Here is a 14315-nt window from a genome sequence, read left to right as displayed (position 1 = left end):
GGAGAATTCGCCATGCCCGCTTCAGCTCAGAAACAAGCCAGCGACAGTACGACCGAGACACTTTCCCTGCTCGACCAGATCATTCTCGACGGCCGCATGGCCCACGATGACAGTCAGCAGGATTACGCCCGCGACATGCTCGCGGAATTCGCCACCCAGGTGCTTGACGAAGGCATGGCCATCGACAAGGACACCGTGGCGATGATCAACGACCGTATCAGCCAGATCGACGAGTTGATCAGCGCCCAGCTCAACGAGGTGCTGCACCACCCCGATCTGCAAAAACTCGAAGCCTCGTGGCGTGGTCTGCACCTGCTGGTGCAGAACACCGAAACCAGCACCCGGCTGAAATTGCGCCTGCTCAACGTCACGCAGAAAGAGTTGCAGAACGACCTGGAAAAAGCCGTCGAATTCGACCAGAGCGCGCTGTTCAAGAAGATCTACGAAGAGGAATACGGCACCTTCGGTGGCCATCCGTTCAGCCTGTTGGTCGGTGACTACACCTTTGGCCGGCACCCGCAGGACATCGGCCTGCTGGAGAAACTGTCGAACGTCGCCGCCGCGGCCCACGCGCCGTTCATTGCCGCCGCCAGCCCGCGCCTGTTCGACATGAACAGCTTCACCGAACTGGCCGTGCCGCGTGATTTGTCCAAGGTCTTCGAGAGCCAGGAACTGATCAAGTGGCGCTCGTTCCGCGAGAGCGAGGATTCGCGTTACGTGTCTCTGGTGCTGCCGCATTTCCTCCTGCGCCTGCCCTACGGCCCGGACACCTCGCCAGTGGAAGGCATCAACTACGTCGAAGACGTCAATGGCACCGACCACAGCAAATACCTGTGGGGCAATGCCGCGTGGGCGCTGTCGCAACGCATCACCGAAGCGTTCGCCAAGTACGGCTGGTGCGCGGCGATTCGTGGCGCTGAAGGCGGCGGCGCGGTGGAAGGTCTGCCAGCGCATACCTTCCGCACCAGTTCCGGCGATCTGTCGCTGAAATGCCCGACCGAAGTGGCGATCACCGATCGTCGCGAGAAAGAGCTTAACGACCTCGGTTTCATCGCCCTGTGCCACAAGAAAAACAGCGATGTGGCGGTGTTCTTCGGTGGCCAGACCACCAACAAATCCAAGGTCTACAACACCAACGAGGCCAATGCCAACGCGCGAATCTCGGCGATGCTGCCCTACGTGCTCGCTGCGTCACGTTTCGCCCATTACCTGAAGGTGATCATGCGCGACAAGGTCGGCAGTTTCATGACCCGCGACAACGTGCAGACCTACCTCAACAACTGGATCGCCGACTACGTGCTGATCAACGACAACGCGCCGCAGGAAATCAAGGCGCAGTACCCGTTGCGTGAAGCGCGGGTGGACGTCACCGAAGTCGCCGGCAAGCCTGGCGCCTACCGGGCGACGGTGTTCCTGCGGCCGCACTTCCAGCTGGAAGAGTTGACCGCGTCGATCCGTCTGGTGGCGACGTTGCCGCCGCCGGTTGCCGCTTAAAGCTCCAGAGAAAACCCTGATGGCGAGAGGATTTATCCCCTCGCCACGAGCTCCGTGTTCAGCCCACTTGCCTAATGTGAATTTCTTCAGGAGTTTCAAGCGATGGATGCAATCATTCTCGACCTCGGCGGCGACATCAAAGGCGACAGCCTGCTCGAAGGTTTTGCGGACAAGATCGAAGTCATGTCCTACAGCCACAATGTGGCAATGCAAGTCACCAACGACGTCAGCAACTCGGAGCGCACCTCCGGCAAACCGCATATCGGTGAATTCACGGTTACCAAGTTCGTCGACAGCTCGACACCCTCGCTCAACGAGTACTGCTGCGCCGGCAAACCGATCCCCGAAGCGGTCATCACCATCGGCCGCAACGCCGCCGAGGGCAGCGGGCAGTTGATGCCCTTCATCGTCTACACCCTCACCAACGTGGTGCTGTCCAACGTCAGCGTCAGCGGCGGCACCGGTGGCAAACCGGTGGAAACCGTGTCGCTGAACTTCACCAAGATCAAATGGGAACTCACCGCGCAGAAAGACGACGGCACCAAGGAAGGCACCGCCGCGTCGACCTGGGACATGGCCGCCAACAAGCTTGTCAGCTAACCCGGCGTCCTGGCCATGGCAGGCACCGGCATGCGCGCACCGCTGTTCGAACGCCTCGCGTCCAGCGAGGCCGAGAACCCGCGCGCATTCGATCGGCAGGACTTGCTCGACTCGGTGCACGCCGAGCTCGGGCGCCTGTTCAACACCCGCCGTGGCCCACTCACACGGACCACGCCAGCGAGTGTGATCGACTACGGCATCGCCGACTGGAGCGCCTTGCAACAGCAGCGCAGCGATGATCGGCGCAAGCTGGCGCGAGACATCCGCGAAGCCATCAGTCATTTTGAACCGCGCCTGCTGTTGGGCGAAGTTCAGGTCAATCCGTTACCCGAACATCCGCAGCGAATGCGCATTCGCTTGCTCGGCGAGTTGCGCAGCGGCCAGCAGCACTGGCCGGTGGCGTTTGTCATCGAGCCCGGCGGCGAGGGGCTGGAGGTGCGCCATGAGCGACTCGATTGACCCGCAACTGCTCGACTACTACCAACGCGAACTGACCTGGCTGCGTCACGCCGGCAGCCAGTTTGCCGAACGCTATCCAAAAGTCGCACGGCGCCTGGAACTGTCCCCGGGCGAATGCCCCGATCCCCACGTTGAGCGTTTGCTGGAAGGTTTTGCACTGCTCGCCGCACGCCTGCAACGGCGCCTGGATGACGACTACGCCGAGTTCAGCGATGCGTTGCTCGAACAACTTTATCCGTTGGCGATGCGGCCGTTGCCGTCCTGCGCCATCGTGCAGTTCGAGCCGGACCCGAGCAAAGGCAACCTCGACGACGGCTATACCCTGCCCCGTGATACGCCGTTATTCGTCACCACCAGCAAAGGCGAGAGCATTCACTTTCGCACCTCGGCCGCCGTTCGTTTATGGCCGATCGAAGTCAGCGAGGCACTGCTGCTGGGCAGCGATGAAGCCCAGGCGTTGACCGGCGTCGCGCAGTCGCGCTCGGCGTTGCGTTTGAGCCTGCGTTGCCTGGGCGAGAGCCAATGGGCAGATCTGGGCATTGAGCAACTGCGCATCCATCTGGCCGCGTCACCGGTGGTCAATGCCTGCCTGTATGACCTGCTCGGCGCGCATGCGGTGCAGGTGCTGGCGGGGTCGCCGGGCAGTGTTCCGACGGCGCTGAAAGGCTTGCCGAACATCGTCGGTTTCAGCGATGACGAAGCACTGTTGCCGGATGAAGACGGTGTCCATCCAGGCATGCGCTTGCTGGCCGAGTATTTTGCTTTCCCGGACAAATTCCACTTTTTCGATCTGCCGTTGCGCGGAGTTTCCAGCGACAGTCAGACCCTCTATCTGTACATCGTTTTCGACCGTGCCCCCGCTAGCCGCCTGCACTTGCAGGCCAGCGACATCACCTTGGGCTGCGCGCCGGTGATCAACCTGTTCCCACGGACTTCCGAACCGCTGCGTCCCGATGGTACGCGCAGCGAGTATCGACTGATCGCCGACAGCCACCGCGAGAACAGCGTCGAGATCCACAGCATTCGCGGCATGCGCGCCAGTACCCGCACCGGCGTGCAGCGCCTGCCGGCGTATTACGGCAGCCAGCACAGCGCTGGCGATCAACAGCGTTACTGGCATGCGCGGCGGGTCAACGGCATGACGCCAAACCGCCTCGGCAGCGATTTATTGGTGAGCGTGGTCGACACCCGTTTTGAACCGCAAACCGACCTGCCCGACTACAGCCTTACCGCCGAGTTGCTCTGCACCAACCGGTATCTGGCGCAAAGTCTGCCGGCCGGTACGCCGCTGGGTTTCGAGCGCCCCGGCCCGGTCGCCTGGGCACGCCTGCGCAATTCGCCGAGCGCACAGAGTCTGCCGCGGCTGGACGGTGATTCGCGCTGGCGTCTGGTGTCGCAACTGACCCTCAATCATCTATCTCTGGTCGAAGGGCCACAGGCGCTGGATGCCTTGAAAGAGATTCTGCATTTGCACAATCTGCGCGATGAGGCCAGCGCCTTGAGACAGATCGAAGGTCTGCTGCAACTCAGCTGCGAACGGGTGATCGGCCATGTCGGCGCCGATGCCTGGCGCGGCTGGCGCAATGGTCTGGAAGTGCAGTTGCAGCTTGATCCGCAGCACTTTGTCGGCAGCAGCGCGGTGCTGTTTTCGGCGGTGCTGGCGCAATTCTTTTCCCTGTACGCCACGGCCAATCGCTTTGTGCGCACCGTCCTGATGCAGTCCGACAAGGAGGTCAAGGCATGGCAACCCCAAGCCGGCATGCCCCTGTCGCTCTGACCCTGAGCCAACGCCTGCGCCGTGAGCCGCAGGCCTTCGAATGGCTGCAGGCGTTGCTGTTGCTCGAACGCGAGCAGCCGCAGGCCGATCCACTCGGCAGCGGCACCTCGCCGCAGACCGAAGCGCTGAAACTGCGCGGGCCACTGACACCGGCGTTTGCCGCCAGCCAGATCGAAGCCCTGCACGAAGAGCCTGGCGAACCGCTGACACTCGACACACCGATATTCGGTCTCGGCGGCCCGGACGGCCCTCTCCCCTACGCCTATCAGGATTGGCTGCAACAACGGGCGCGGGCCAAGGATCATGCACCGGCCGCGTTTCTCGATCTGTTCCAGCATCGCTTGCTCAGCCTGCTCTACAAAGTGATGCGCAAACACCGGGTCGCGTTGGGTTTTGTCACGCCGGGGGCTTCGCCGGTGCAGGCGCAATTGCGCGCACTGACCGGTTTGCTGCCCAAGGCTTTGCAGGAGCGCCAGGCTGTTCCCGACTGCGCCGTGCTCGCGTGCACGGCGTTGTTTGCCGATGGCCGTCGCTCACTGGCGGGGTTCGCCGCGATTGTCCGCGAGCAGTTTGGCGTGCCGGTCGAATTGAGCGCTTACGAAGGTGCCTGGCGACAGATCCCGCCGGCCAGCCGCAGCGTGATCAAACCGGGTGGACGCAACTTGCAACTGGGCCGCAGCGCCGTGGCTGGCACGCGGGTCTGGGATGAACACGCCGGCATTCGCCTGACCCTCGGGCCGTTGCCATCGATACAGGCGGCGCGCTTTCTACCGGATGGCGAATCACACCCGGCACTGGCCAGCCTCGCCGGGTTGTATTTCGGCCCGGATCTGGACGTCAGACTGGTGCTGCGGGTGCGCGGGGCCGGGCCGCTGAAACTCGCTCGCCAGACCCCGGTTTTGCTGAGCTGGAACGGCGGTTTGCAGCGTCAGGCCAGCCTCGGCGTGCAAACCATCGAAACCCGCCTTCGTCAGCTGGAGATCACCTGAACATGGAACTGGCCAGCCTGATCGGACGCCTCAACCCGGACAACCGTCGCGCCCTCGAACGCGCCGCGCAGCGCTGTTTGCAACGCGGCCATCACTTTGTCGAGATCGAACATCTGTTGCTGGAACTGCTCGACATCGAGGGCGGTGATTTGGCTTTTCTGCTGCCGCGTTTCAGCCTGGAACGTGATGCGCTCACGGCGGAGATCAACAAGGCGCTGGACCTGTTCAAGGCGGGCAGTACGCGCACGCCGGCGCTGTCGTCGCACACCCTCGGTTTGCTCGAAGATGCAGTGGTGCAGGCCAGTGTGCTGGGGCTCGACAGCATTCGTTCCGGGTTGCTGTTGTTGGCGTTGATCGATCGCGATGAGCGCCGCAGCTTGTTGCTCAACAGCGCCTCGTCGTTGCTGCGGATTCCCAAGGAAGCACTCAGGGCGAACCTGCTGGAATGGACGGAAAACTCTCGTGAACATGTCGGTGCGCGTCCGGGTTCATCGGCCAATTCAGCCCCACGCCGGGACTCGGTGCTCGATCAATACACCCAGGACCTGACGGCCGACGCGCATGCCGGGCGCATTGATCCGATCGTGGGTCGCGACGGTGAGATTCGCCAGTGCATCGACATTCTGCTGCGCCGTCGGCAAAACAATCCGATTCTGGTCGGCGCACCGGGTGTGGGTAAAACCGCCGTGGTCGAAGGCCTGGCCCTGCGCATCGCTGCCGGGGATGTGCCGCCGTCGTTGCAGGAAGTCAGCCTGCGCGTGCTCGACCTCGGTCTGTTGCAGGCCGGTGCCGGGGTCAAAGGTGAATTCGAACAGCGCTTGAAGGGCGTGATTGACGCGGTGCGCAGTGCCGACAAACCGATCATCCTGTTCATCGACGAAGCCCATACCCTGATCGGTGCTGGCGGTGCCGAGGGTGGCAGCGATGCCGCCAACCTGCTGAAACCGGCGCTGGCTCGGGGTGAGTTGCGCACCCTCGCTGCCACGACGTGGATGGAATACAAAAAATATTTCGAGAAAGACCCTGCCCTCGCCCGCCGCTTTCAACTGGTGCAGGTTGAAGAACCGGACGAAATCACTGCCGTGGAAATGCTTCGCGGCGTGGCCGCCAAACTTGAACAGCACCACGGCGTACAGGTGCTTGATGCCGCTATTCATGAAGCGGTGAAGCTCTCGCACCGCTACATTTCCGGCCGCCAGTTACCGGACAAAGCCATCAGCGTGCTCGACACCGCGTGCGCCCGCGTCGCCCTCGGCCAGCATGATGTGCCGCCGCCGCTGGAGAGCCTGCGCCACCGCCAGCAAAGTCTGAAAGAAGAAGTCGACCGTCTGCGCCGCGAACAGGCCACCGGGCTGGACCACCGCGAACGCATCACGCTGCTGGAAAGTGAATCGAAGACCAATGTGCAAGCCATCCGCGAACTGGAAACCCGCTGGGGCGAAGAGCGTGTAGCCGTACGCGAACTGCTCGACACGCGTCGTGAACTGCTGACCTTGAGCGAACGTGCCGACAGCGACAAACCCGATGAAGCCACCGACAGCCGCATCGATCATCTCGCCGCCGAGCTGTTGCGCCTTGAGGCCGGACTCGACGCGATTCGTCAGGACGATCCACTGGTGCCGGAACAGGTCGACACCAAAACCGTCGCCGCCGTGATTGCCGGCTGGACCGGCATCCCCGTCGGCAAAATGCTTGCCGACGAAGCCCACGCTGTGCGCACCCTCGGCCAGCGCATGGGCCAACGAGTGATGGGCCAAAGCACCGCGCTCAATACCATCGCACAACGCTTGCAAGCCTATCGCGCCGGACTCACCGACCCGCAAAAACCAGTCGGTGTGTTCCTGTTGGTCGGCCCCACGGGCGTGGGCAAAACCGAAACCGCTTATGCCCTGGCCGATGCGTTGTACGGCGGTGAACGCAACCTGATCAGCATCAATCTTTCGGAATATCAGGAAGCCCACACCGTCAGCCAACTCAAAGGCGCACCACCGGGTTATGTCGGTTATGGCAGCGGCGGTGTGCTGACCGAAGCGGTGCGGCGCAAACCCTATTCGGTGGTATTGCTGGATGAGATCGAGAAGGCACACCCGGATGTGCTCGAGGCGTTTTACAACGTGTTCGATAAGGGCTTGATGGAGGACGGCACCGGGTTGGTGGTCGATTTCAAGAACACCGTGATGCTCGCCACCAGCAACGTCGGCGCTGAGCTTCTACTTGATACGCCGGTTGCACAACTCGGCTCCGAAGTCTTCAACGAAGCGTTGCACAAGGTCCTGCTGCAAGCCTTCCGCCCGGCGTTTCTGGCGCGCATGACCGTGGTTGCCTATCGGCCGCTGGATGAGGCGACGCTGGAAGGGATTGTGCTCGCCAAACTTGAGAAGTTGCGTGGCCGCTACAAGGCAGCGACCGGCAAACAGTTCGAGTTTGATTCGGGAATTGTCAAAGCGGTGCTCGCCAAGTGCAGCGCGGCGGGTGCGCGGGATGTCGAGAATGTGTTGATGACGCAGGTGACGGGGAAGTTGGCAGAGTGGGTGTTGGAATAGCTTGACGTGATAGGGAGAAACCAATCTCAGTAGTTGCGTGCTAACAGCGGTTCATTCTCAGCGATGCTCCCGTCCAGACGGGCCTTTCAACCATCCAGCGGCAGATAAAAAATGTCCAAATACCTATCGCAAGTCCTCCTGTCTTTCCTTTCAGGACACGGTGACGACACCATCAATAACGGGACGAACTCCATAATCGCCAAAGGAAATACAACCGGGGTCACTTCGCACTCGTTCATTGCCAATACAACATCCCCTCAAACCGTCGCACAGACAGCGTCCGGAACGATGGGGCCATGGCGTCTCTACGTGCGTGGTCATGGCAGTCATTCCAAGCAAACGCTGGGATCATTCTCCGTTGATCAGGTTGCCTGGTATCTCAGTGAGTGTGGGCTCGGCACCAACTTGCCAGACGTCATTTCGGTGACTTCGTGCAAATTGGCACTCGGCACAGATCAATCCACCACCGAAAAAGTTTTTCAGCCCTCTTATGACAGCTTCGTCGGCAGGCTACATAAGCTGCTTGGAAACAAGTACAACCTGTACACCACCATGCACGGCAGAACAATGAACAATAGTGTCGTTAAAAATGCAGGCGCCCATACAGGTCGAAAAACAACCCGCACGCCAGGGGGCAAACATCTTCATCAACAGTCATTCGCAAAAGTTACTTACTACTGGGATAGCAGCAAAAACCAGCAGGTGAAATTTTCCTATAACGAAATGGAGATTGACGCCGAAGTCAGCGAAGCAATGGATATTGACTGGACTCCCGACATGATGGACATCGGGTAAGCGCTGACAACGTCTACCCATAAATAAACAAACAGTCCCTCCCATCCCCAACCGAGAAGCGGTGCATCATGTGCAACTTCAAAAAGATAATTACGATCGAAAGCATTATTGATGAGTTTCGGCTAACCATCGACCCCCATCAAAGCAAACCGCTGGAGTACACCATTTACTCTGCACCTGCTCGTTTCGATGATTCCACTCCGCTGAATTCCGCTGAGAACCAAACCTGTTTCTATCGGGCGATGACCGCCGAAGAGTTCGAGGCGTTCCGGTTCGGCACCGTGTTATCCGCCGCTGGCCATCAGGGATTCGCATCATTCCGCAACTACAGCAAAGCCTACCTCAACAAAATGTTCGGGCGTAGTAACTATGCGGTACTCGTCGAAGTTTATGCTCCCCAATGGATCAAGGAGCTTTACACCCACGGGTGGTCAACCGGAAAGGCGGAAAGCGGCGACATGTCTTGGGGTATTGGCCAGACTCAATCCAATGGTTGGACCAACAAGGGAACAATCAAGGCTTCCAACAAAAACCTCGCCCGCTCCCCTCTAAGCATATTTCAGACCACTCGTCGTACATTCAAAGTCGTCAATCTCATCATCAAAGCCAAAACCAAGAAAAATGAAGCCCTTAACGCGCCTTCCGACGCACCATGGTTCGGCATATTCAGCACGATAGACACTGACCTGATTTCACCCAAGGACATCGAGTTACTCAAGAAAAGCAACGGTTTTTCATCAGATCTTCCGCGACTACCAATCAGTGAATCTCGTGATGAAAATGGAATACCCACAGATGGCAACTGTTTGTTCCATACGCTCTCAAGATGTCTTCAGCAAAGGGGTATGCATGGAATATCACACGAGGACCTCAGAAACTACGTTTGCTTGTACATGGATAACAACCCGGCCTTCTGTGAAACCTGGGGCATCACGGTGGCGTACATTACAAACATGCGACTATCCGGAACTTGGGGTGGAGGTATAGAAATAGCGATCATTGCGCAAATATATAATGTAAAGATCAACGTCATGATCCCCAATCAGGGATTTACTTCAATGATTGCGTTCAATGCAACGACTGAAACAGCGCCCATTCAAATTGAATACAGAAACGGCAATCACTACACCACGCCGTGAGTGCTGCCAGCGGAAAAAATCGTCACCGTCCTCCATGAACTGAAAGCTCACCAAAGGCCAATTCATGCCTCGCGCCACCGACAGCAGCACTACGATTTCACTCACCGCCACTTCGCTGTCGGCGCTGTTCCCTGAGTCGTTTTCAGGCGACGAAGCCCTGAACATATTGGGTTCACAAACCCTCAACGGTCTCAACGACGGCACTTCTCTTACGCTGACCAGCGCTATCGCTACCCACGTCACCACCACTCTGCACAACGATGCGCAGATGCGCGAGTTCGACGCACTGGTAGCCGAGATCCGCCAACTGCCCGCCGATGCCACAGCCGAGCGCTATAAGATCCTGCTCAGACCGTGGCTGTGGTGGCTGACCCTCGCGAGCAACAACCGGGTATTCCAGAACCTCGCCACGTCGGACATCGTCACGACGATTTTCAAGGCTCACGGCTTCACCGATTTCAAACTCTCGCTGACCGGCAGTTACACCCCTCGCGAATACTGCGTGCAGTACGGCGAAACCGATTTCGCCTTCGTCTCGCGGTTAATGGAAGAAGAAGGCATCTTCTGGTTCTTCACCCACGATGAAGGCAAGCACACGCTGGTGCTCGGCGACAGCAACGATGCCTTCGTACAGATCCCCAACGGGCCGACGGTCAAGTATTTGGGGCAAGGTCTGGGTGAGCGTGAGTTGCACGGCATTCGCTCCGGGCAGGTGTGCCTGCAAGCTGTGTCCGGGGTGTATCGGGCGACGGATTATGAGTTCACCACGCCGACAACCTCACTGTACGACCAGGCCGAAGCGGTGGCCGGGCCGCTTTCGATCTACGAGCATCCGGGCGGCTACAACGCCAAGGCGCGCGGTGATGCGCTGACCAAGCAACGGGTTGACGGCTTGCGCAGCGAAGAGAAACGCTTTGTCGGTGAAAGCGATTGTCGATGGCTGGTGCCGGGGCACTGGTTCACCCTCGAAGGGTACGACGATGCCAGTCTGAACATCGATTGGGTGGTGACGCGAGTCACCCATGACGCCAGCCACGACAGTTATCGCAACCGCTTCGAAGCCATCCCCAAAGCCACGCCGTTTCGCCCGCAACGTGTGACGCCAAAGCCGCGCATGCATCCGCAGACTGCAATCGTCGTCGGTAAATCCGGTGAGGAAATCTGGACCGACGAATACGGCCGGATCAAGTTGCAGTTCCCGTGGGATCGCGACGGCAAGAACGATGAAACCAGCTCCTGCTGGGTGCGCGTGGTGTTGCCTTGGAGCGGCAAAGGCTTCGGCATGCAGTTCATCCCGCGCATCGGCCAGGAAGTCATCGTCACGTTTATCGACGGTGATCCGGACCGGCCACTGGTCACCGGTTGCGTTTATAACGGCGACAACGCCCTGCCCTATGCCCTCCCGGCCAATCAGACGCAATCGGGGATCAAGACTCAGTCGTCCAAGGGTGGCGGCGGTTTCAACGAATTGCGCTTCGAGGACAAAAAGGACGCTGAAGAAGTGTTCTTGCAGGCGCAGAAGGATTTCAACATCAACGTGCTCAACGACACTACCGCCACCGTCGGCCACGACGAAACCCTCACCGTGCAGAACGCGCGCACCCGCACAGTGAAGGACGGCGACGAGACGGTGACGCTGGAAAAAGGCAAACGCAGCGTCACGATTCAGACCGGCAGCGACAGCCTCGATGTAAAGGACAGCCGCACGGTGAAAGTCGGCGCCGACCAGAATCACAGCACCGGCGGCAATTACACCGACAAGGTCACCGGTGATTACAGCCTGACGGTCGACGGCAACCTGACGATCAAGGTCAGCGGCACCCTGACCCTGCAAAGTGGCGGCAGCTTCACGATCAAGAGCGGCGCCGATCTGGCGACGTCCGCCAGCACCTCGATCACCCACAAGGCTGGAACGGCCTTGACCAATCAGGCCGGTACTTCACTGGACAACAAGGCCGGAACCACGCTGACCAACGACGCCGGCATCAGCCTGACCAACAAGGGCGCAGCCTCGCAGACCGTGGATGGCGGCGGCATGCTGACCATCAAGGGCGGTCTGGTGCAGGTCAACTGACAAGGAGCAGCCATGGCGATCACACCGCTGGATCTTCAGCAGAATGACAAACAGCTCAAGGGGCGCTTGCAGGACGGTCAACTCGATGGCCCGTTGAACATCAAGGATGACGGGCGCAAACAAGCCGATCTGCATTACAGCCAGGGCGAGCTGCAAGGCACGTCGTTGCTCTATCACCCCAACGGCAAGGTCTGCGCGCAGATGCCGTTTGTGCGCGACAAGCTGCAGGGGGTGGCCAGCTTTTATGCGCCAGAAGGTTTTCTGCAGCGCAAGGCGACGTATCGGCGCGGGTTGTTGCATGGCGAAGCGTTCAATTACTTCCCGGATGGGCAAGTGGCGGAGGCGGAATTCTATCGCGATGGCGTACGTGAGGGGCGTTATCAGCGCTTTCATCCGAATGGCAAACCGGCGGTGGAAGCGCGCTATGTGAATGGCCAACTGCTGGAGCCGGAGCAAGGTTTTGCCGAGGACGGGCGGCCATTGGGTGCGGATGGCAAGCCGATTTCGCGGGTGCGCTGGTGGTATCGGCAGTGGGCGGATCCGCAGCAGGCCTGAAGAGCCCCTCACCCTAGCCCTCTCCCTGAGGGAGAGGGGACCGACTGGGGGATATTGAAGAGGTTCACCGACGTGAAGGATATGCAGTGAATCCATAATCGACCCGTTCCTTGGATAGGCCGAGGCAGTGCTAATAATCGACTCGGTCGTTCAGGTCGACGTACAACGAAAGACACCTCGGTCGGCTCCCTCTCCCTCCGGGAGAGGGCTGGGGTGAGGGTAGCGGTTCAGGGAATCAACATCTGCATCTGCCCCGGCACCACAATCTTGATCACGCCCGCCCAGTTGCACATCAACGTCGAGTTGGCATCGATCGCTGGCATCCCTCCCAACAGCAACGTCGGCGCCCCGCCGGGAATCCACGGCGTGGCCGTCGCCGGAATACACGGCATTGGCGTCAACACCCCCAACGCGGCCGCGGTCGCAGCGGCCACCATCGGATTGGCCATGCTCATGCACACACCGAACGGCAGGATGTTGACCAGCGGAATGTGATCCATGATGTTCGCCGCTGGCATCCCGCCGGTCAGCGTGCGGTTGACCGGCAACACGTTGAGCATCGACGGCACGGCGCCGAAGCTGCACTGCAACGTGGCCGTGGCACAGACTTGCGGACAGCCCATTTCAAAGCTCCTTTTCGACCATGGCATACCCGCTAAACCTTAGTCTGCCGCAGCCCGTCGCGCACATTCCCAAAGGTGATTATCCGGCAACACGCTAACCTATAAGACCGACCCGCGCTTGTGACCGCCCGAGCGCCCCATTAGATTAGCCAATGATGTCTGGCCTCCAAAATAAGCAGAAGGGATAAGCATGGCGCTTACTGACCAGTCCACCCGTATCCGCTCTGGCGAAGAACTTGATGCCAGCCTGATCGATCCGTACCTCAAGGCACATATTCCGGGCCTCAGCGGCCAGCCTGCGATCAGCCAGTTCCCCGGCGGTGCGTCGAACCTGACCTACCTGCTGGAATACCCGGAACAGGAATTCGTCCTGCGCCGTCCGCCGTTCGGCCACAAGGCCAAATCGGCCCACGACATGGGCCGCGAATTCCGCATCCTCAATCAACTGCGTGACGGCTTCCCGTATTGCCCGAAAGCCTACGTGCACTGCATCGACGAATCGGTGATCGGCGCCGAGTTCTATGTGATGGAACGGGTCAAAGGGATCATCCTGCGCTCGGAACTGCCGCCGGAACTGGGCCTCCATTCGGCAAAAACCGAAGCGCTGTGCAAAAGCTTCATCGACCGTTTTGTTGAACTGCACCGCGTCGACTACAACGCCTGCGGCCTCGGCGACCTGGGCAAGCCGGAAGGCTACGTTGCCCGCCAGATCAAAGGCTGGAGCGAGCGCTATGAGAAAGCCCTGACCCCGGATGCGCCGCATTGGGAAAAGGTCAAAGCCTGGCTCAACGACAAGATGCCGGCCGACCACCCGACCTCAAGCATCGTCCACAACGACTACCGCTTCGACAACGTCATTCTCGACCCGCACAACCCGATGCAGATCATCGGCGTGCTCGACTGGGAACTGACCACCCTCGGCGACCCGCTGATGGACCTGGGCAACACCCTCGCCTATTGGATAGAGGCGGACGACCCGGCGCCGGTGCAACTGATGCGCCGCCAGCCGAGCCACGCGCCGGGCATGCTCACGCGCCGCGAATTCGTCGATTACTACGCCGAACGCTCGGGCCTCCAGATCGACAATTTCGACTTCTACTACACCTACGGCCTGTTCCGCCTGGCCGGCATCGTGCAGCAGATCTACTACCGCTTCTACCATGGCCAGACCCAGGACAAACGCTTCGCGCAGTTCATTCACATGAACAAACTGCTGGAGCAGATGAGCCTGCAAGTCATTGCGAAATCGAGCCTCTGACGGCCCACA

12 protein-coding genes are annotated in these 14315 nt (G+C 59.8%); 11 read left to right on the top strand and 1 reads right to left on the bottom strand.

Annotated features, from left to right (window positions below):
- Positions 1-12: 12 nt before the first annotated feature.
- From tssC to QOM10_RS11320, 10 genes are all read left to right on the top strand, one after another.
- A complete protein-coding gene (gene tssC, locus QOM10_RS11365; protein WP_007911038.1) occupies positions 13-1494 on the top strand; it encodes a type VI secretion system contractile sheath large subunit in 1482 nt (493 codons plus the stop codon).
- A gap of 102 nt (positions 1495-1596) precedes the next feature.
- Positions 1597-2094 (top strand): Hcp family type VI secretion system effector, encoded by a 498-nt coding sequence (locus QOM10_RS11360; RefSeq protein WP_150650720.1) that lies wholly within the window; start codon positions 1597-1599, stop codon positions 2092-2094.
- 15 nt (positions 2095-2109) lie between these two features.
- Positions 2110-2553 carry a type VI secretion system baseplate subunit TssE gene (tssE, locus tag QOM10_RS11355; RefSeq protein WP_316918067.1) on the top strand — a complete coding sequence of 148 codons (444 nt, stop codon included), beginning with the start codon at positions 2110-2112 and terminating at the stop codon, positions 2551-2553.
- Entirely contained in the window at positions 2537-4330 is a 1794-nt protein-coding gene (tssF, locus tag QOM10_RS11350; RefSeq protein ID WP_150751805.1) for a type VI secretion system baseplate subunit TssF, read from the top strand. Before tssE ends, tssF begins: the two co-directional genes overlap by 17 nt.
- The gene (gene tssG / locus QOM10_RS11345) at positions 4294-5319 is read left to right on the top strand and encodes a type VI secretion system baseplate subunit TssG (protein WP_150751804.1); all 1026 of its coding nucleotides are present in this window, start codon (positions 4294-4296) and stop codon (positions 5317-5319) included. Before tssF ends, tssG begins: the two co-directional genes overlap by 37 nt.
- Positions 5320-5321: 2 nt before the next feature.
- Positions 5322-7862, top strand: coding sequence for a type VI secretion system ATPase TssH (tssH, locus tag QOM10_RS11340; protein WP_316918066.1), 2541 nt, complete (start codon positions 5322-5324; stop codon positions 7860-7862).
- A 111-nt stretch (positions 7863-7973) separates the two neighbouring features.
- Complete coding sequence (locus QOM10_RS11335; RefSeq protein WP_174245056.1) at positions 7974-8657, top strand: hypothetical protein; 684 nt, start codon at positions 7974-7976, stop codon at positions 8655-8657.
- Positions 8658-8725: 68 nt separating this feature from the next.
- The gene (locus QOM10_RS11330; RefSeq protein ID WP_150751802.1) at positions 8726-9796 is read left to right on the top strand and encodes an OTU domain-containing protein; all 1071 of its coding nucleotides are present in this window, start codon (positions 8726-8728) and stop codon (positions 9794-9796) included.
- Positions 9797-9860: 64 nt separating this feature from the next.
- Entirely contained in the window at positions 9861-11870 is a 2010-nt protein-coding gene (tssI, locus tag QOM10_RS11325; protein WP_316918065.1) for a type VI secretion system tip protein VgrG, read from the top strand.
- Between the two features lie 12 nt (positions 11871-11882).
- On the top strand, positions 11883-12425 hold the full coding sequence (locus tag QOM10_RS11320) for a toxin-antitoxin system YwqK family antitoxin (RefSeq protein ID WP_150751800.1): 543 nt from the start codon (positions 11883-11885) through the stop codon (positions 12423-12425).
- A 227-nt stretch (positions 12426-12652) separates the two neighbouring features.
- On the opposite strand, the gene QOM10_RS11315 is transcribed toward QOM10_RS11320, so the two are convergent.
- The gene (locus QOM10_RS11315; protein WP_316918064.1) at positions 12653-13048 is read right to left on the bottom strand and encodes a DUF4280 domain-containing protein; all 396 of its coding nucleotides are present in this window, start codon (positions 13046-13048) and stop codon (positions 12653-12655) included.
- A gap of 190 nt (positions 13049-13238) precedes the next feature.
- Between QOM10_RS11315 and QOM10_RS11310 the strand changes: the two genes are divergently transcribed.
- Positions 13239-14306: a phosphotransferase family protein gene (locus QOM10_RS11310; protein WP_316918063.1), complete on the top strand. Its 1068-nt coding sequence runs from the start codon at positions 13239-13241 to the stop codon at positions 14304-14306.
- Positions 14307-14315: the final 9 nt, after the last annotated feature.

The organism is Pseudomonas sp. P108 (assembly GCF_032613195.1).
GTDB lineage: Bacteria > Pseudomonadota > Gammaproteobacteria > Pseudomonadales > Pseudomonadaceae > Aquipseudomonas.
Note: the sequence above shows the minus strand (reverse complement) of the source record. Positions and strands in the feature narration are given on the sequence as shown.

What these genes read in the sequence shown, in the direction of transcription:
- QOM10_RS11360 (WP_150650720.1), top strand. Translation starts at nt 1,597, where the DNA reads ATGGATGCAATCATTCTCGACCTCGGCGGCGACATCAAAGGCGACAGC.
- tssF (WP_150751805.1), top strand. Translation starts at nt 2,537, where the DNA reads ATGAGCGACTCGATTGACCCGCAACTGCTCGACTACTACCAACGCGAA.
- QOM10_RS11320 (WP_150751800.1), top strand. Translation starts at nt 11,883, where the DNA reads ATGGCGATCACACCGCTGGATCTTCAGCAGAATGACAAACAGCTCAAG.
- tssH (WP_316918066.1), top strand. Translation starts at nt 5,322, where the DNA reads ATGGAACTGGCCAGCCTGATCGGACGCCTCAACCCGGACAACCGTCGC.
- QOM10_RS11330 (WP_150751802.1), top strand. Translation starts at nt 8,726, where the DNA reads ATGTGCAACTTCAAAAAGATAATTACGATCGAAAGCATTATTGATGAG.
- QOM10_RS11310 (WP_316918063.1), top strand. Translation starts at nt 13,239, where the DNA reads ATGGCGCTTACTGACCAGTCCACCCGTATCCGCTCTGGCGAAGAACTT.
- tssE (WP_316918067.1), top strand. Translation starts at nt 2,110, where the DNA reads ATGGCAGGCACCGGCATGCGCGCACCGCTGTTCGAACGCCTCGCGTCC.
- QOM10_RS11315 (WP_316918064.1), bottom strand. Translation starts at nt 13,048, where the DNA reads ATGGGCTGTCCGCAAGTCTGTGCCACGGCCACGTTGCAGTGCAGCTTC.
- tssI (WP_316918065.1), top strand. Translation starts at nt 9,861, where the DNA reads ATGCCTCGCGCCACCGACAGCAGCACTACGATTTCACTCACCGCCACT.
- tssC (WP_007911038.1), top strand. Translation starts at nt 13, where the DNA reads ATGCCCGCTTCAGCTCAGAAACAAGCCAGCGACAGTACGACCGAGACA.
- tssG (WP_150751804.1), top strand. Translation starts at nt 4,294, where the DNA reads ATGGCAACCCCAAGCCGGCATGCCCCTGTCGCTCTGACCCTGAGCCAA.
- QOM10_RS11335 (WP_174245056.1), top strand. Translation starts at nt 7,974, where the DNA reads ATGTCCAAATACCTATCGCAAGTCCTCCTGTCTTTCCTTTCAGGACAC.